General features: G+C 42.4%; 17 protein-coding genes. 10 read left to right on the forward strand and 7 right to left on the reverse strand.

Features of this window, described 5'->3' with window-relative positions; translation table 11 throughout:
* Positions 1–113: 113 nt before the first annotated feature.
* Positions 114–719, forward strand: a complete 606-nt coding sequence (locus V7L29_RS29950; protein ID WP_334688862.1) for a DUF411 domain-containing protein — start codon at positions 114–116, stop codon at positions 717–719.
* 53 nt (positions 720–772) lie between these two features.
* Here the strand turns inward: V7L29_RS29950 and V7L29_RS29955 are convergent, their stop codons facing one another.
* Positions 773–958 carry a hypothetical protein gene (locus V7L29_RS29955; RefSeq protein ID WP_334688863.1) on the reverse strand — a complete coding sequence of 62 codons (186 nt, stop codon included), beginning with the start codon at positions 956–958 and terminating at the stop codon, positions 773–775.
* Positions 959–988: 30 nt separating this feature from the next.
* Here V7L29_RS29955 and V7L29_RS29960 point away from each other — a divergent pair, with 30 nt between their 5' ends.
* Together V7L29_RS29960 and V7L29_RS29965 are read left to right on the forward strand one after the other, a co-directional pair.
* Positions 989–1,171 carry a hypothetical protein gene (locus tag V7L29_RS29960; protein WP_334688864.1) on the forward strand — a complete coding sequence of 61 codons (183 nt, stop codon included), beginning with the start codon at positions 989–991 and terminating at the stop codon, positions 1,169–1,171.
* A 142-nt stretch (positions 1,172–1,313) separates the two neighbouring features.
* Positions 1,314–2,009 carry a pentapeptide repeat-containing protein gene (locus V7L29_RS29965; protein ID WP_334737780.1) on the forward strand — a complete coding sequence of 232 codons (696 nt, stop codon included), beginning with the start codon at positions 1,314–1,316 and terminating at the stop codon, positions 2,007–2,009.
* Between the two features lie 356 nt (positions 2,010–2,365).
* Here the strand turns inward: V7L29_RS29965 and V7L29_RS29970 are convergent, their stop codons facing one another.
* On the reverse strand, positions 2,366–3,337 hold the full coding sequence (locus V7L29_RS29970) for a polyphosphate kinase 2 family protein (RefSeq protein ID WP_334688866.1): 972 nt from the start codon (positions 3,335–3,337) through the stop codon (positions 2,366–2,368).
* Positions 3,338–3,602: 265 nt separating this feature from the next.
* On the reverse strand, positions 3,603–4,604 hold the full coding sequence (locus V7L29_RS29975; RefSeq protein WP_334688867.1) for an aldo/keto reductase: 1,002 nt from the start codon (positions 4,602–4,604) through the stop codon (positions 3,603–3,605).
* 559 nt (positions 4,605–5,163) lie between these two features.
* On the opposite strand from V7L29_RS29975, the gene ilvA reads away from it, so the two are divergent.
* Positions 5,164–6,675, forward strand: coding sequence for a threonine ammonia-lyase, biosynthetic (ilvA, locus tag V7L29_RS29980; protein ID WP_334688868.1), 1,512 nt, complete (start codon positions 5,164–5,166; stop codon positions 6,673–6,675).
* A gap of 75 nt (positions 6,676–6,750) precedes the next feature.
* Here ilvA and V7L29_RS29985 read toward each other — a convergent pair whose 3' ends face one another.
* From V7L29_RS29985 to V7L29_RS29995, 3 genes are all read right to left on the reverse strand, one after another.
* Positions 6,751–7,791: a hypothetical protein gene (locus V7L29_RS29985; RefSeq protein ID WP_334737781.1), complete on the reverse strand. Its 1,041-nt coding sequence runs from the start codon at positions 7,789–7,791 to the stop codon at positions 6,751–6,753.
* Positions 7,792–7,801: 10 nt separating this feature from the next.
* The gene (locus tag V7L29_RS29990) at positions 7,802–8,047 is read right to left on the reverse strand and encodes a hypothetical protein (RefSeq protein WP_334688870.1); all 246 of its coding nucleotides are present in this window, start codon (positions 8,045–8,047) and stop codon (positions 7,802–7,804) included.
* Between the two features lie 614 nt (positions 8,048–8,661).
* Positions 8,662–10,101, reverse strand: coding sequence for an energy transducer TonB (locus V7L29_RS29995; protein ID WP_334737782.1), 1,440 nt, complete (start codon positions 10,099–10,101; stop codon positions 8,662–8,664).
* A 351-nt stretch (positions 10,102–10,452) separates the two neighbouring features.
* Between V7L29_RS29995 and V7L29_RS30000 the strand changes: the two genes are divergently transcribed.
* A complete protein-coding gene (locus V7L29_RS30000; RefSeq protein ID WP_334737783.1) occupies positions 10,453–11,121 on the forward strand; it encodes a MotA/TolQ/ExbB proton channel family protein in 669 nt (222 codons plus the stop codon).
* Positions 11,108–11,512 (forward strand): ExbD/TolR family protein, encoded by a 405-nt coding sequence (locus tag V7L29_RS30005; protein WP_334688873.1) that lies wholly within the window; start codon positions 11,108–11,110, stop codon positions 11,510–11,512. The genes V7L29_RS30000 and V7L29_RS30005 overlap by 14 nt, the downstream gene beginning before the upstream one ends.
* 101 nt (positions 11,513–11,613) lie before the next feature.
* Here the strand turns inward: V7L29_RS30005 and V7L29_RS30010 are convergent, their stop codons facing one another.
* Entirely contained in the window at positions 11,614–12,381 is a 768-nt protein-coding gene (locus tag V7L29_RS30010; protein ID WP_334737784.1) for a thioesterase II family protein, read from the reverse strand.
* A gap of 66 nt (positions 12,382–12,447) precedes the next feature.
* Here V7L29_RS30010 and V7L29_RS30015 point away from each other — a divergent pair, with 66 nt between their 5' ends.
* The 4 genes from V7L29_RS30015 (at position 12,448) to V7L29_RS30030 (ending at position 17,151) form a co-directional block, all read left to right on the forward strand.
* Positions 12,448–13,527 carry an NACHT C-terminal helical domain 2-containing protein gene (locus V7L29_RS30015; RefSeq protein ID WP_334737785.1) on the forward strand — a complete coding sequence of 360 codons (1,080 nt, stop codon included), beginning with the start codon at positions 12,448–12,450 and terminating at the stop codon, positions 13,525–13,527.
* 41 nt (positions 13,528–13,568) lie between these two features.
* Positions 13,569–13,808: a type II toxin-antitoxin system HicB family antitoxin gene (locus tag V7L29_RS30020; RefSeq protein WP_334737786.1), complete on the forward strand. Its 240-nt coding sequence runs from the start codon at positions 13,569–13,571 to the stop codon at positions 13,806–13,808.
* A gap of 722 nt (positions 13,809–14,530) precedes the next feature.
* Positions 14,531–15,970, forward strand: coding sequence for a carotenoid oxygenase family protein (locus tag V7L29_RS30025; RefSeq protein WP_334737787.1), 1,440 nt, complete (start codon positions 14,531–14,533; stop codon positions 15,968–15,970).
* Between the two features lie 344 nt (positions 15,971–16,314).
* Complete coding sequence (locus V7L29_RS30030; protein WP_334737788.1) at positions 16,315–17,151, forward strand: Uma2 family endonuclease; 837 nt, start codon at positions 16,315–16,317, stop codon at positions 17,149–17,151.
* Positions 17,152–17,184: the final 33 nt, after the last annotated feature.

Genomic DNA, 17,184 nt, shown 5'->3' on the forward strand with positions numbered 1-17,184 from the left:
GGGACGCAAAGTAAACGCATAAGCGCTTCGCCTTCTTACAGGGTAGGTACCCAGAGTCTTTTTGAAGACAATTCGTGACAAATTTATGCAATATTGTATTTAGGAAGTCTCAGATGTCGCACAAACAATTTATTTATTGCTCGCAAAAATGGTTACTTTCCATCTTGGTACGTGCAGTGGTAATGATTTGTCTTACAGCAGGGGTGTTGGGCATCTTGGGAAGCACTGCTCCGATGAGTCATGCTCAAACTGTTTTTCCTGCTTCTGTTGCAGCTAATGCTCAACTGATAAGTATTACTAGGCGCATCCAGGATCAACAAACACCATTAAAATCAACAGCGCTAAATGCCACTGTATATCACAGTCTTGATTGTAACTGTTGTGGCGGGTGGATTGATCACTTAAAGGCAGAGGGTTTTAAAATTACAGACTTTCCCACACTTGACATCGAAACAGTCAAACAAAAGTACAACGTGCCGGATAACTTGTCATCTTGCCACACAGCAATTGTTAATGGATATGTGATTGAAGGACACGTCCCAGCAAACGACATCAAACGTCTGCTTCAAGAAAAGCCCAATGTTGCTGGTTTATCTGTTCCCCAAATGCCTGTAGGCACTCCTGGGATGGAGATGGGGAATCGAAAAGACCCGTTTTCTGTGTTTTCTTTTGATCACAAAAACTCAGTTGCAGTATTCAATAAATATCCGTCCTCTTGATCTAAACTTTTCCTAAGCTCGACTTTATCCATTTTTCCCAATGCGATGACCCTTTAGATGATCATAAGGGCAGCGATCGCCAAAACAATGCGGGTTTTGCCGCAGACATAAATGTCAGGGTGTTGGGGGTAGGGTTTTAGCTTGCGTTCGTTAAGCACGTCCAATTTAGGTCGGTTGTCACACATACCAGCCTGATTGTTATGAGTCAGAATGTAGTGTAGTAGTGCAAGATATTGCACTGTTACAAAAGCTAAATACAGAGGTAAATTATGTTTCCTTTTTGGGGTAATACCTGTTATGGAAGCGAACCCATTTCGCGCAAAGCTGGCTTAGAGCGGAAATTAAAATTCTTGATTTGGATGCGAGATGATTTAGAGTCCAAACTGGCTGGACTAAATGCTTCTATTGATACCATTCGGCAGCAAATAGAACGCTCAGACTCAGCTGTTTAGAACTTAGTTCTTGCAGATTTTGTACTTAAGCCGATTATCACTAAAGTAGTGACTGGGCGCTGTAAATGGGCTGCATTAGTGTTGTAGGTCTTTGTACAGCGCTCTGTCATTAACTGGGGCTAACGCGCCAACAGTTATAAAAATGAAAAATATTATCTCGATTGTTTGGAATAGCTGGTTAAAACGGGACAAAGAATCTATTTTACTATTTGACTCAATTGCTGCCGCTAGTGAGATTGCCTTTATGCTTAACGGTCAGTGGGATGGCTGCAATGGTGTGATTATGGCTAAATGTGATGAGGTAGCTGTTAACACTGCTACCAAATTATTAGAAGCTACATGGTGTTATCAAGGCGCATCAAAAGCTGTTTTAGACAGAGTAACAACGGATAAAATTTTACGCCGTTATGCAATGGGAGAAAGAAATTTTATTAATGCTAATTTGAGGGGTGCAGTACTTGCTTCAGTGAAGCTGAGTGAAATTAACCTAAGTTATGCGAAGTTGAGTTTAATAGACCTAAGTCAAGCCAATCTAAGTAAAGCTGATTTAACAGCGGCAGACCTAAGTGAAGCTAATTTAAGTGGAGCCGACCTGAGTAAGGCATACCTAATGAGGACAAACCTAAAGGGGGCAGACCTGCAACAAACTTCACTGAGGGGGGCTAACCTAAGTAGCGCTAACTTAAGTGAAGTTAACCTCACTGATGCAGATTTAACAGGAGCGAATCTATCACTAGCAGACCTAAGAGGGGCAAATTTTAACTTCTGCAATTTAAGTGGGGCTAACCTAACAGGTGCCAAGATAATTGAAAGTGACTTGGCTTTTGCTAGACAATGAGTACGCCTGGAGGCGATTGGACTTAAGTGCGGTTTGCTTAAGTAATCCATAATACAATACGCTTGGGTTAAGAATTTCTTTCTTCTCTTTGCGTCCTTTGCGTCCTTGGCGGTTCGTTAAAAAATTGACTTGAAGAAAGAGTTTTAGCCTTAACCCAAGCGTATTGATCCATAATAATAATCTACGATGGCGTAGCCGTCCGCCGTAGCCATCGCGCAGTATTCAGGGTAACGATTTTTAGCACTTTAATACTTACTACAAAGTATTGTTTATCTATGCCTATCCACTTAACAAAGTATTGCCAAATTTAATTCGCAATAAATTCATGAAATGGTGTGCTTAGGTAATTTCTTACTTTAATCTGGAACCACAATATTTTCTAAACCCTTTTCTGCTGGTGGAAATTGCGGGTTGATTGCCTCTAGAGTGTCTGCGATCGTTCGAGCTACTACCAAGTTACGATACCACTTATTGTTTGCAGGTATGACATACCAGGGAGCATGAGCAGTCGAGCAATTGTTAATCATCTCCTCAAATGCCGCTTGGTAGTCATCCCACAGCACCCGCTCTTTTAAATCGTTGCTCGAAAACTTCCAATGCTTATCTGGATCTTCTAACCGACTTTCCAAGCGCCGTTTTTGTTCGTCTTTAGAAATGTTAAGAAAAAACTTGATAACAGTAATGTTATTGAGTGTCAGCATATGCTCAAACTCGTTAATCAACTGATAGCGATCGCGCCAAATATCCTCCGGTACTAGCTGTTTGACTCGCACAATTAACACATCTTCGTAATGAGAGCGATTGAAGATGCTAATCATCCCCCGTTGTGGTGTCCGCTGGTGGTAGCGCCAAAGAAAATCATGGCTTAATTCTTCATCGCTGGGCTTTTTGAATGACCAAACCTGACAGCCTTGTGGGTTAAGACCACCGAATACATGTTTGATGGTACCATCTTTACCCCCGGTGTCCATCGCTTGTAGCACGATTAGCAAACTGCGTTGGTGTTCAGCATATAACCGTTCTTGCAAATTTTGCAACCGTTGACGCTGCTTTTCCAATTCTTTCTCAACGTGCTTCTTTTTCTTGTAGTCCTCGCAGCTATTTGGATCGAAATTAGCCAAGGTGATGGGCTGTCCTGGGTGAACTCGGTAGCGAGGATAGTCTGGTTTAGGCGGTGGCTCGTCTACAACGATTTTTTCAGGTGCCATTTCCTCGGCATATTCGGTTGTAATCTTTGCTGCCGCTTTTTTTGTCTTACGAGATTCTGCTGGTGTTGCGTTGCTGTTGGCAGTTGAAATATTATCTGTTGAACTATTTGACTGGCTCATAGGTTCTTTTAACTTTTAACTTAGATAGAGTTTACAATTAAAATAGAGTTTGTCAGTATTTTCTCTCCATCTAATGGATGACAGATTACAAAATTCACGGTTAGCTCCCCTAGCATCTGTCCTTTAGTCCAATCGACCGTCTCAGATTGAACCTCTGGCCAAAGAGTTTATAAGCAAGTTGCTGAAAGTAGTTAAGTATTTCTCTTCTCAGACTTAAACCAAGTTTTTGCAATTATTCATATTCATATTCAGCAACGTTGAAATTTCACTTAGTTTGAAAGATATTTTGTACCATTTTTTTGTCTGTATTCGCCGCCGCCCTATCCAACTCTGCAATCTCACTGGCGTCTAATTGCCAACCCAATGCACCAATATTCTCCCTAGCTTGTTCCACGCTCTTTGCTCCAGGGATAGGAATGGTTCCTTTACAGATGCACCAATTAATTGCTACCTGTGACATGGTTTTGTTTCTGAACTGTGCCACCTCTTGCAAACATGCCAAAAGCGATGCCTGCGGCTGGCTACGCCTACGCATTCCTTGCAATATCTGCCTAAATAGCAGACCTCGGATGCCTTTGGGCAAAGGGCCTTGCTCAGAGTATTTTCCTGTCAGTAGCCCCAAAGCTAGAGGGCTGTAGGCAATCAGTTTAATTCCCAACTGATCACAAAGGTCTTTGAGCTTTAGTTGGGTGACAGGATATGTAGACAACAAAGAGTATTGAACTTGCAGAGTAGTAATCGGAACGCCTCGTTCAGCAAACTTTTTCTGCACTTGCTTAAGCCGCTTAGGCCCATAATTGGATAGTCCCACTCCCTTGACCAGTCCTTGCTCATACAAATCGGCAAGACCATCTAACAGCCCTCCCTCTTGCCAAGGAGCATAATTCGCTGTAGACCAGTGCATTTGCACCAAATCTACGTTTCTTCCCAGGCGTTGGGCAGATGATTTGCAAGCTTTTACCATTGACTGACGTGTCCATCTCCACGGGTAAGCAGCAAGCTTAGTCGCAATACAAATATTTTCTTTGCATAAACCTAGATATTCTCGGTTGAATCGTCCCAGAAGTAACTCACTCCGACCATTCAATCTCCCAGTTCCGTAAGAATCACCTGTATCAAATAAAGTTACACCGTTGCTTACACAAAGGTTAAAGACGGCTTGCAACTGGTCATCCATACTTTCGTTATATCCCCAAAGCAATTGGTTGCCCCAGGCCCAAGTCCCGCAGCCCATACTTGGGAGGGAGAGTTTTTGGAGAGTCTGCATCTTTGCTGTCTGTAGATTGCCTTATTAATTATCAGGCATATAGCAGGTATTAAGCCGCGAGTAGTATGATTACCAGGCAAATAAGGGAGAACCTTCTAGGACTTGAACGGGCGGAATGGGACAAATTCATTAGGGGCTGTATAAGCGTATACATTTATATAGTTCAGTTTCTGCTTATGATCCATCCAAAATGCGTATCCGCAGAGGTCTGTAATATCAAGTATATATAAAAAGAAATTATACAGCCGAATTTAATCTTCCATGCAATACTTTAACATAAATTGAGAAGTTATATTCATAAGCAACACTATACTTATCTATTGATCTAAATACTCGGACAGTTGGCAAAATTCGTTTAAAATCAACCTACCAGCGATCGCATTAAATTTGAAGTCACCAAAAAAATTCAATCACTGAATTTATTTATCTTCAAACAGTATTAGTAATTTTTAGATTTTATTCACTCCAAATTCCAGAGAGTGCAATTAAATGAAACCAGTGCGATCGCTTGTAACGTAAAATTAATTTCCATCCGGCATTTGCTAACACTTTGACGCCCATGTATTGCGACTACCTCATCCAAATTCTAACGGCCCGTGTGTACGATGTTGCCCAGGAAACACCACTGGAGTATGCCCCAAATTTGTCTGCGCGGCTAAATAATCAACTCCTGCTGAAACGTGAGGATATGCAGTCAGTATTTTCCTTTAAACTGCGGGGTGCTTATAACAAAATGGTGCAACTGCCACCAGATATATTGGCGCAAGGTGTAATTGCAGCGTCTGCGGGGAACCATGCTCAGGGAGTCGCCCTTGCAGCCCATCGCTTGGGAACCAAAGCAATTATCGTCATGCCAATAACCACACCCCAAGTCAAGGTAGATGCGGTTAGAAGCAGGGGCGGAGCAGTCGTGTTACATGGAAATACCTATGACGATGCTTATAGCTATGCTCGTGAATTAGAAGTAGAAAAAGGGTTGACCTTTATTCATCCTTTTGATGATCCTCATGTAATTGCTGGACAGGGAACAATCGGGATGGAAATTTTACGGCAATATCAGCAACCCATCGATGCGATTTTTGTGGCAATTGGAGGAGGCGGATTAATTTCTGGGATTGGGGCTTATGTGAAACGATTGCGTCCGGAAATCAAGATTATTGGGGTTGAGCCAGTAGATGCTGATGCGATGTCTCAATCGCTCAAAGCCGGACATCGGGTGCGCTTGTCCCAAGTGGGGTTATTTGCTGATGGCGTGGCGGTGCGAGAAGTAGGTGAAGAAACCTTCCGTTTATGTCAGCAGTATGTAGATGAAATTATTCTGGTGAATACAGACAATACTTGTGCTGCGATTAAAGACGTGTTTGAGGATACGCGATCAATTCTAGAACCAGCGGGTGCATTAGCGATCGCAGCTGCCAAAGCCTACGCACAACGAGAACAAATCGAGGGACAAACCTTAATTGCTGTCGCCTGCGGTGCAAACATGAATTTTGATCGCCTCCGCTTTGTAGCAGAACGTGCAGAGTTAGGCGAACACCGCGAAGCTATCTTTGCAGTCACAATTCCTGAAGAACGGGGAAGTATTCGCCAGTTTTGTGAATGTATTGGCAAACGTAATCTTACCGAGTTTAATTATCGCATTGCCGATGAAAAAACAGCCCATATTTTTGTAGGTGTGCAAATTCAAAATCGTGCTGATGCTGCAAAGATAGTAGAAACCTTTGCATATCATGGGTTTGAAACCCTTGATCTAACGGACGACGAACTAACTAAATTACATTTACGGCACATGGTGGGTGGGCACTCTTTCCTTGCTCACAATGAATTGCTCTACCGTTTTGAGTTTCCCGAACGTCCCGGCGCATTGATGAAGTTTGTTACTTCCATGAGTCCTGACTGGAATATTAGTCTTTTTCACTACCGCAACAACGGCGCAGACTACGGTCGAATCGTTGTTGGTATTCAGGTTCCCCCTCACGAGATGGAAGAGTGGCAAGCTTTTCTCGATAACCTGGGCTATCGCTATTGGGATGAAAACAAGAATCCGGCATACAAGCTATTTTTGGGATAGGGTGATGTCGGGGAGTGGGGAAGAAGCAGAGGGGCAGGGAAACCCGCCCACGGCGCTGGCTCCCCAATGCCTAATTTAGCGAGAACTTCTCTTTGATATCAGATTGGAGTCCCAAGTATAGAAGCCGATTTGGTCAGGAACCCTAGAGAATCTGCCTGTCCGATAGCCTCTAGATAATTCATTCAACACCTTATTTTTGATCTCTCTAAGTTGTTGAGAATCTAGTTCTCCATAAATTCCGGCGATGACTTCAGCAACGCTGAAAACTTTACCTGGATTTTGTTCTAACAGAGAGGTGAGGGCATCAATTAAGAATTGACCCTCAAAGGTTTTGAGCATTGGTACTGTTTTTGTCGGGGGTACGAAAAGTTTCTTCTTTTTGTTTTTGATGCTTTTAGAAGCACCATTGCCATTATTTGGGACTACCAAACTTAAATCCAGAGTATAACAACCTGGCTCATCGGGAATAGTTACCCAGTAATTCCTTTCTCTGCCTTGGGTGAGGGAAGATTGAACCCTACCTTTAACTACTTTGAATAGATTGGAATCTAACTCTCCATAAAGCGATCGCACGATAAAATCGATATGACAGACAATACCTATATTCTCTTGCAATAGCTGTTTTATGGCTTCCATTCGCGAGAGAGCGTGCTGATACTGAGGTAGCATGGGGATTTCCGCCACCTTCGTTAAACTATCGATGTTCTCTGTAGGTATTTTTGGATCTGGCGAGCTAATTGGAGATTGACTCTCTTTTGTATCAACAGCAGCAGAAACGGAATTATCTATTTCAACTTTATCTGAGTCTTTTGGTTCTGACTCTACAGACTCCACCAAGTTAATTTCGTCAATGTCATTAAGCGGTGATAAAAACCCCAAAGAGCCTTCTTGAGAAAGATTTGCGGTTTCATCAGCCGGCGTCAGTCGAGATATCTGCTTGTTGGCATCAGAAAAAGACCAGTTAGACAACAACGCTTCTACATGATCCAGCTGCGATCGCGCCTGCACAAAAAGGCGTTCATACTCTTCTGTAAGGCGAGCATAATAGTCTCGTAATTCCAACAGTGGTGAAACAAAGATGCCCGGAGGTGGTTCTAATTGTCCATTTTGAGTCATAAGGCTTCAATCAATTTAAATTAATGTCACTTTTGTAAGACATTGGTCTGGGTTTTGCTTTCTGAGATGTTGGCTGGGATTTTTTACGCGGTTGGGGAGGGCGACATTTCTCACAATATAAGGGTCGAGGTCCAAAAGTCTCGCGCTTTGTCAGATCGTTACACTCTTTACAGACAAACTGGAAAACACGAGTATGAATCTGTCTTTTGTGCGCCCTGACAGTATATTCCCTAACATCAATGAATTTACTTGCCATAATCAGGAATTGTGAATTGCCGTCGTATCAATGTCCTAGTCAATATAGCTATTCAAGCAAATCAAACTGCATCAGTGTGTGTTTATGTAGAAGTTTTATTCAAATCAGTGAATTTGACGCCTTGCATAAAGTGCAGATGAGCAACTTGAGAGTTAACCATTGACTATCCTTTCAGCATATAATTGCTGATGAGCAAACACTACCATTCCTTAGATGTAGGCGATTTTCATCGCCCTGATCAGAGAAATGGGTAGGGGGAAGTCCAGGATTATTCACTTCCACTTCCATTGATTGGCAAATCAAGTTATCGCCAGTGTGTCTAATTGTCCATCATAAAATTACCGCACTCCTAACCCCTCTTCCTCATGGTAGAGGGGTGATGTTTAACGAAGCCATTCTTAGGGACTGACAAATCAAAAAATACTCAACTACTTCTTGTGAGATAGGCGTTTTGCCCGCGCCCGCCCGTAGCAAAGGGCGGACTTTTCGATCCACCCCACAAGATTAGATAATTTATTTCTTGGAAATCCCCTATCTAAAAAACAACCGCCTCCGAAAAACAGGAAGCGGCGATCATCGCTAATCAAAGTATGATTACAGTAAGTTTTGTCCCTCTACTGCTGACTAGGAGCAGTAGACGGTGCAGCAGGTTGGGATTGACGTTGTTGGCGTAAACCGCGCAAAGACTCCCGCAACTTGTTCTGACTGGTGTTTTCTCCTTGCCGCCGCCGAGGGGTTGCTTGTGGCTGTTGTGATGAATTGGTAGCCGCTCGCTCACGCTGAATACTGCGTAAGGACTCTCTTGCACTTCTTTGAGTGCGATTTATCCTCGCTTCAGATGATGAGCCGGAGGTAATAATTTCTCTTCTCTGAGGTAGCAGCCGTCTACTCAATTGAGATTCTGTTGGTCTTGTGGCTGTAGCTTCATTAGATGGGGGTGTCAAATCTCTACGTCTACGTCCTGGATGTTCCTGTGTGGAGTTAGCAGCAGCTGCTTGCTGGGCTCTTTCTTGTGCTTCTCTTTGTGCTTGACGTTCTTGAACTTCTCGGTTTCGCCGTGAACCTTTTATGGAAAATTCAGCGGCGATAGGTACTCCTTGTCTACCACCTTCTGAGGGTTTTAATTTCCAGTCACGCGCTTGTCTGGCGTAATCTTCATCTAATTCGCGGTTTCCACTGGACTTAGTAACCCGCACGTTGGTAACATTACCTTCTTTATCAGTATCAACTTTTACTTCTACTCTGCCTTCGACTCCTCGCCGTTTTGCTCCCTCTGGATACTTGGTGTTGCATTCACGGCAGGCTGCCCGACCATTAATATTACCTGAACTGTTAATTTGTGGAGGTGTTGGTGCTATTGGCGCTGTTGCTACTGTCGGACGGTTTCCTACTCCATTGCCTATACCACTGCCAGAGCCTGAGCCAATTCCTGAACCTCTACCACTGCCAATTCCTGAGCCAATTCCTGAACCTATACCACTGCCAGAGCCTGAGCCAATTCCTGAACCTGTACCTGAACCTGTACCTGTACCTGAACCTGTATTTAAAGCAACACCAGGGCCAGAGCCACCAGAGTTATTTGTCAGGACTGGACTACCACCACCGCCGCCACCGCCGCCGCTCACAGGTGCAACAGTTGTCACAGGGACTTGTGGCTTGGGAGCAATTTCCCTATTTGTTGGTTGTGGGTTTCGAGTAGTTTGTTTTGGTTGTTGTTCAACTGGCTGAATTTTTGGTCTTTCAATCAATTCTTGTACTGGTTTTTGTACTACTGTAGTTTCTCTAAGCTGTTTTTGAACAATTTCTGGTTCTTTTTTGGGTTCTTCTGGAATTTTTTCAAGTGGTTTTTCTGGTTCCGGAGCCGGAGTCTCTATGATCGCAACCTCTATTGGTTCATCTTCGTTTGTGGGCACTCTCGTCAAATAATTACCTATACCTGAGGACAGTACGCCGATATGCAGCGCCAGTGAACCTATCAGACTGAAAGCCAGAAAAAACTTCAGAGCCTCAACTTCTTTGGAACGTTGCTCGACAGTAATGCCATAAAAGCTCATAGCTATTGCTACCTATTCTCACTAATTTAGTCATTTTAGAATGCATGGTTGCAAATATCAAGTAAAAAATTAAAATTATTTTGGGCAGTGTTACGGAACAGCATACTACTCAAAAAAATAAAATATTTTTGAAAAATACTGTACTGTTTATTGTCATGATTTCTAAATATTAATTTTTATATTAAATTAATTTATACAAAATAAAAAAAGAGTAAATAAAAATAATGATAATTAAATTAGATTTGAAAAAATTTTAATTATATCTTAAACTCTATTGAGAAAAAGTTTCATTTTTTTTGCTTGATTCTGGTAATCTGATTTTGTATTGTTGATGACATTTAGAGGCACTACATGGGAATTCAGAAGTTGTTTGAAGCAGGTGGTGTGGTTATGTGGCCCCTGTTGCTGTTTTCGGTGTTGGCAGGGGCACTAATGATTGAGCGAGCGAAGTTTTGGGCACAGATTGGTAAGCGTCAAAACCGGGTAGTGCGAGAGGTTTTAAATCTTTATCGACTTGATAATGTTGTTAGTGCTGTGGATAAGCTGCAAAAAAATGTAGATTTACCTATAGCACGCATTTTTCTAGCTGGACTACAGCTAGAAAGACCGACTCCAGAAAAATTTCGTTTGGCTTTGAAAAGTGAGGCGCAAGCAGAAATTCCTATACTCAAGCGGTTTCAACCTGTATTTGACACTATTATCGGTTTAGCACCTTTGTTGGGACTTCTCGGCACAATTTTAGGATTAATTCGCTCGTTTGCTGGACTGAATGTTGGTGATGTCGGAGCGACTAAAACTGGTGCAGTCACAGCTGGTATTAGTGAAGCTTTAGTTGCTACCGCCTCAGGATTGATTGTGGCTATCTTTGTGCTTTTAGGAGCCAGCATCTTCCGGGGATTATACCAGCGGCAGATAACAATGATTCAAGAGTACGGGGGACAGCTAGAAATACTGTTCCTTGATCGCTATGAACAACATGAACGCTACGAACAACAGGAGAAGTCTTATGGATCTAGATGATAATGAACCAGATTTAGCACCATTTATAAATGTAGTACCTCTGATTGATGTAATGTTTGCCCTTTTGACATTTTTTATTATGTCAACGCTGTTTTTAACACGATCAGAAGGGTTGCCAGTAAATCTACCGAAAGCAGCTACGGCAAAGGAACAGCAAATTCCCACTAAAGTTACCATCACGGTAGATGAAAAAGGTCAGGTAAGCCTAAATCGCGATCCAATAGCAATTAATGATTTAGCAGCGCGAGTGCGGACTTTAGTTGGTTCTAACCCAGATGCATTGGTGATTATTAATGCTGATCAAAAAGTCTTGCACGGTGAAATAGTGGGGATAATGGATCAAGTACGTCAGGTGAAGGGAGCAAGGCTAGCGATCGCTACCCAAAAATAAAAAGTAGAAATATTGTGTACAAGAAGTTCAGAGAGTCAGGAAAATTCTATATTCTGACTCCTAACTCCTTTTTTTTGTAATGACTATGCTAGCAATGTCTACTACCAGCTACGCTTACGCATCTGTAATTCTTGAGATATAACTTTAAATAATAATTCTTGGTGTGAATGGATAAAAAAGTGGTCACCGTTGAACTCATGTAATGAGAAAGCAGCGATTGTCTGCTCTCGCCATGCTTGCAGAGCCTCATGACTAACTTCTTGGTCTTGCAAACCACCAAAAACAGTAATAGGACACTCCAGAGGCTGTTTTTGAGTGTAAATATAAGTTTCCAGAACAGTAAAATCTGCCCGCAAAATCGTGAGGAACATCTGCATCAGTTCCGGGCTTTCTAGTACTGCTTTGGGTATACCGTTAAGACTGCGTAGCTCGTTCAGCAAATCAGGGTTTGATAAAACGTGGAGGGGTGGTTTTGTGGACGGGATTTGTGGGGCGCGACGAGCAGATATGAAGAGGTGAAAGGGAGCAAGACTATACTGAGAGCGAAGTAGACGGGTTAACTCGAAGCTAACTAATCCGCCCATACTGTGACCGAAAAAGGCGAATGGTTTGTCTAAATATGGTATCAGAATTGGAGCGATCGCTTCAACAAGAGGTTCTAATCGCGTCAAGGGTGCTGACTTAATCTGTCTTCCGCGTCCCGGATATTCCACTGCACAGACTTCGACATTACTAGGAAGATTATTAGACCATGTACGAAAAATCATTGAGCTACCACCAGCGTAGGGGAAGCAGAATAAACGCAAGTTGGCTTGAGGATTTGGTTGGGGACAGATAACCCAGGAATTGAAGCTTGGTGTAGTTGTCATAAGAGAGCTTAGAGTTGGATAATACAACTTTGCTTTAATTTTTAAACATATTCACTGAATAATCTTATGACAGGAATGGAATCTTTAGCCGCACAAGCAGTTAGCGGTTTAGCAGTTCCGATTTTCCAAATCCTTTGGGGAGGTAGCAGTAAAGTTCTAGGAATATTTGGTAAAACTCTGGACGAAAAAACTAGGGAGATAATTTTTGCCGCATCAAAACAATATGTCCAGAAGTACGAAGAACGGCATGGCATTCTCAAAGTATTGGGAATGCGTGAACCTGTCAAGTTGGAATCGATCTATACAGCAGTGCAGTTTTTAGGTGATGATGCTATCCGTAGTTTTGAATCTATTGAGAATTTAGAAAATTTCTATCGCCAAGTTGAGAAGTTAGTTACTAAACATCTGCCAGATGAACGCTGGAAAGAGGTGTTTTTGTTAGTAGCTGGGTTAATGCGCGGTGGTGCAGATGATTTGCTGTTGCTAATGGAAAGAGAAGCACAGAAGTATATTAATACACCGAAGTTAAAAGCTTTAATCAACTGGGCAGAAGAGGTAACAGCTGGATCGCCGGGAGATTTTAAACCTGTGGGTAAACGTGCAGCTGCGATCGCCAACGCCAACGCCAAGGATTACATCTATACCTTCGCCAATACCAACGCCATCGCCATCGCCAACGCAAATGCCAACGCCATCACCAGCACCAACGTTTACGCCTACGCCATCGCCTACGCCTACCTCAACGCCAACGCCTACCCCAACGCCAATGCCTACACCTATATCAACGCCAACGCCATCGCCAAAGCTATCGACTACTCTCGTGAACTAGAAAAATTAAAAATCTTTAATAATATTAACTTTACTATGCTGATTGCTCGACTAGAAAGACTGAAAGTTCAGATTCCTGATGATCAACAGCCAGAAGAAGCGCGTCGGGTATTTGCGAAGCGCCTCCAAGTAACCTTACTTAATGCTTTCAATCTCACCTCAGAAATGGTCAATTTATCTCATAAAGAAGCAAGGTCACTGGAAAATTATCTCTACGCCAATCATCTCATCATCAAGTGCAAACAAGCAGCAGTGCGGGTGTCGCCCCAAACCTGGGAAGCGATTGAGGCGCAGATGTTGTTGGTTCCAGGTGGTTAAGCAACAATAGGAAAATCAAAAGATAGCCAGATAAATGCTCCATGAGTTCATTACAACAGGCTAAGGATACAAAAACTCGAACCTTTATAGCAATCTTGCATTGGGAAGAGGATGTTTATGTAGCTGAATGTCCAGAGGTGGGAACCGCCAGCCAAGGAGAGACGATAGAAGAAGCTATTGCTAATTTGCGGGAAGCAACGGAACTTTATTTAGAAGAATTCTCACTTCCTGAGATAGCACCTTGTCGGTTGCTAAACACATTTGAGGTAACCAGTGCCTAAGCTACCAAGAGTTCGAGCTTCTGAAGTTATTAGTGTTCTAGAACGCTTAGGAACGTGGATTAAATAAAATGCAAAACTTCATCCTGTATCTAGCTTCACTCTCCTTTATAAGGAAAGGGATTGAGGGTGAGGTAAGCTAGGGACATAAATTGTATGTTATTTAATTCTTGTTCCTTAGTACAGTTTTGCATAAAAGCGTAGCGTTTTTAATGCAGGGGGATACATTGGCATTGCATTCAGACGCATTAACATTGTATCGGCACGCATTGGCATTACATTCAGACGCATTAACATTGTATCGGCACGCATTAACATTGTATCGGGATGCATTGGCATTGCATTCAGACGCATTAACATTGTATAGGAATGCATTGGCATTGTGAGAGTATTGCCAAGTTTAATTTGCTACGAATTAATGAAATGCTGTACTAAGTTCTGTGGTTATGAATGCACAAGCTGTGGTTTTTTCTCTTCACCCACATATAGCGTTTTTCAGGTAAATGAGGTACACAGGTAGGGGCACAACAATGTTGTGCCCTTACAATAATCTATACCTCACTAAGTTGCAATCTGCTGTATATCTCATCTTCTCTGTTAATAAATACCTGAGACAATGCCTGATAAGCTTCAGTAGCTAGAAGCATTGTTAAAAAATTGCAGCAAAGATGAAAATGTAAGAATGCAGGTATGTACATCGATAATTTATCAAGCCAAAATTTTATATGCATACCATTGAGAGAAAGTCAACCACAAAAGCCTGGGCAGGTGCGATCGCTAACGCACAACCAGCTACAGAATTCCCCTCTACCCAACTGTCAATTCTTTCTGGCAAAATTCCAGATCGCTTGCGTGGCACACTTTATCGCAATGGCCCCGCACGGCTAGAACGCGGTGGCATTCGCATGGGACACTGGTTTGATGGAGATGGGGCAATTTTGGCTGTAAATTTTACCGATGCAGTTGCAACCGGGGTTTATCGCTACGTGCAAACCTTTGGCTATCAAGAAGAAGCCGCAGCAGGTAAACTAGTCTATGGCAATTATGGTATGACTGCACCAGGCCCAATTTGGAATCAATGGCAAAAGCCGCTCAAAAATGCTGCCAACACTTCGGTGCTAGCACTTCCAGATAAACTTTTGGCACTGTGGGAAGGTGGTAAACCCCACGCCCTTGATTTACAAACTTTAGAAACTTGGGGCGAAGATGATTTAGGGGGGTTAACTAAAGGATTAAGCTATTCCGCGCATTGTAAGCGTGACGAGCAAACAGGGGAGATTTTTAACTTTGGCATCAGCCCTGAACAAAATGCGACGCTTAATATTTATAAAAGCGATTCGACTGGGCGGATTATCCAACAAGCCGCATATCAGCTAGATGGTGTACCATTGGTGCATGATTTTGTTTTAGCAGGACAGTATCTTGTATTTTTCCTTCCGCCAGTGCGGTTGAATGTCTTACCCGTGCTAATAGGGACAAGCAACTATAGTGATTCGCTAAAGTGGCAACCTAAATTAGGAACTCAGATTTTAGTTATTGATCGGGAAACTCTATCTGTAGTCAGTCGTGGAGAAACCGAACCTTGGTATCAATGGCATTTTAGCAACGGTTATGTAGATGCTAGCGGTTCAGTAATTGTGGATATCGCCCGTTATGAAGATTTTCAAACTAACCAATATCTCAAGGAAGTGGCTACAGGTGAGACTCACACCCCAGCTAAAAGTACACTAACGCAAGTTCATCTGCATCCCCAAACTGGCAAAGTTACGTCAATTCAACAACTATTAAACCAACATTGTGAGTTTCCCAATGTACCACAGCAAAACGTAGGGCTAGCTTCTCGGTACACATATATGTCAACATTCCGCTCAGGAACAGATATTAGCCAAGAACTATTAAATGCGATCGCTCGTTTTGATCACAAAACCGAAACCCTCACCGAAGCAGACTTAGGAGAAAACCGTTATCCTTCAGAACCCATCCACGCCCAAGACACTCAAAACCCTGAACAAGGTTGGGTGCTAACTGTTGTCTACGATGGTAATTCTCATAGTAGTGAAGTTTGGGTATTTGATAGCGATCGCCTGGATGCCGAACCCATTTGCAAACTTGGATTACCCAGTGTCATTCCCCACAGCTTCCACGGTACTTGGAACCCTGCATAAAAGTTATAAGTTATGAGTTATAAGTGAAGAATTCAATACTTACTTTTAACTCATAAAAGAACAAGAGTTTCAAAGAGTTATTGCGTAAGTCCTAAAATTAAATTTAGCAATGCCAATTCATCCCTCTGCAATGGCAATGTATCCCTCTGCAATGGCAATGCGTCTCTCTACATTTAAAAACGCTACGATTATTATGCAAAACTGTACTTAGCAATTAGCAAAGATGTGTATACAATCTCTTCAAAATCATCTAAAAATAAGTATTTTGGCAAAATTGGGATACTCCCCCATCCCTATGCTGGAAACGATAAAATAAAAAATAAAATTACATTCATGCTGTGTTTATGGCAACCCAACTCAGCAAAGCCAAATCACCAACAGAACTGGTAATATCTTGGGAAGCGTTGCCCGACGACTTTCAACTAGAGGATGAACCAGTGGAGAATACGGGTCAGCCAATTTTGGCTGGTGCTTTACGTGAAAGTCTAGAAATCAGTGGATTCATTCAACCTCAGATGTTAATAGCCTCGAATTTTGCTCTTTGTGCGACTGTCAACGGGCAATTTATTGCGAAAGCACCTGACTGGGTTTATGTGCCGTCGGTTAATGAAGTTGTAAGTAATCGGAAAAGTTATACACCCAATTTAAAAGGTGATATCCCGGCGATTGTTATAGAATTCCTATCCGACACTGAGGGTGGGGAATATTCAGTAAAGCGAACTTATCCACCAGGAAAATGGTTTTTCTATGAACAGATTTTGCAAGTTCCCATCTACGCGATTTTTGAACCAGATAGCGGTTTATTAGAATTTTATCAACTAGAAAATAGACGCTATGAATTAAAGCAACCTGACAAAAATGGTCGTCATTGGCTTAAGACAATGGGCTTATTTTTGGGAACTTGGCAAGGAACAAAAGAAGCTCGAACTGGTTATTGGTTGCGCTGGTGGAATGAAGCTGGTAATTTGTTACCTTGGGCTGTGGAACAAATTGAACAAGAACATCAACGTGCTGAACAAGAACGTCAACGTGCTGAACAAGAACGTCAACGTGCTGAACAAGAACGTCAACGTGCTGAACAAGAACGTCAACGTGCTGAACAAGAACGTCTGCAAAAAGAACAACTGATTGCTTATTTGCAATCTCAGGGTATTGACCCGAATAATTTGCCTCCGTTCTAGTAGAAAGTAAAAAGTTACTAATAACTCCAAGAT

The sequence above is a fragment of the Nostoc sp. genome (assembly GCF_036916575.1).
Lineage (GTDB): Bacteria > Cyanobacteriota > Cyanobacteriia > Cyanobacteriales > Nostocaceae > Nostoc.

Bases quoted from the DNA above. Each gene is read 5' to 3' on its own strand.
- V7L29_RS29950 (WP_334688862.1), top strand. From the start codon at position 114: ATGTCGCACAAACAATTTATTTATTGCTCGCAAAAATGGTTACTTTCC.
- V7L29_RS29960 (WP_334688864.1), top strand. From the start codon at position 989: ATGTTTCCTTTTTGGGGTAATACCTGTTATGGAAGCGAACCCATTTCG.
- V7L29_RS29965 (WP_334737780.1), top strand. From the start codon at position 1,314: ATGAAAAATATTATCTCGATTGTTTGGAATAGCTGGTTAAAACGGGAC.
- V7L29_RS29970 (WP_334688866.1), bottom strand. From the start codon at position 3,337: ATGAGCCAGTCAAATAGTTCAACAGATAATATTTCAACTGCCAACAGC.
- V7L29_RS29975 (WP_334688867.1), bottom strand. From the start codon at position 4,604: ATGCAGACTCTCCAAAAACTCTCCCTCCCAAGTATGGGCTGCGGGACT.
- ilvA (WP_334688868.1), top strand. From the start codon at position 5,164: ATGTATTGCGACTACCTCATCCAAATTCTAACGGCCCGTGTGTACGAT.
- V7L29_RS29985 (WP_334737781.1), bottom strand. From the start codon at position 7,791: ATGACTCAAAATGGACAATTAGAACCACCTCCGGGCATCTTTGTTTCA.
- V7L29_RS29990 (WP_334688870.1), bottom strand. From the start codon at position 8,047: ATGGCAAGTAAATTCATTGATGTTAGGGAATATACTGTCAGGGCGCAC.
- V7L29_RS29995 (WP_334737782.1), bottom strand. From the start codon at position 10,101: ATGAGCTTTTATGGCATTACTGTCGAGCAACGTTCCAAAGAAGTTGAG.
- V7L29_RS30000 (WP_334737783.1), top strand. From the start codon at position 10,453: ATGGGAATTCAGAAGTTGTTTGAAGCAGGTGGTGTGGTTATGTGGCCC.
- V7L29_RS30005 (WP_334688873.1), top strand. From the start codon at position 11,108: ATGGATCTAGATGATAATGAACCAGATTTAGCACCATTTATAAATGTA.
- V7L29_RS30010 (WP_334737784.1), bottom strand. From the start codon at position 12,381: ATGACAACTACACCAAGCTTCAATTCCTGGGTTATCTGTCCCCAACCA.
- V7L29_RS30015 (WP_334737785.1), top strand. From the start codon at position 12,448: ATGACAGGAATGGAATCTTTAGCCGCACAAGCAGTTAGCGGTTTAGCA.
- V7L29_RS30020 (WP_334737786.1), top strand. From the start codon at position 13,569: ATGAGTTCATTACAACAGGCTAAGGATACAAAAACTCGAACCTTTATA.
- V7L29_RS30025 (WP_334737787.1), top strand. From the start codon at position 14,531: ATGCATACCATTGAGAGAAAGTCAACCACAAAAGCCTGGGCAGGTGCG.
- V7L29_RS30030 (WP_334737788.1), top strand. From the start codon at position 16,315: ATGGCAACCCAACTCAGCAAAGCCAAATCACCAACAGAACTGGTAATA.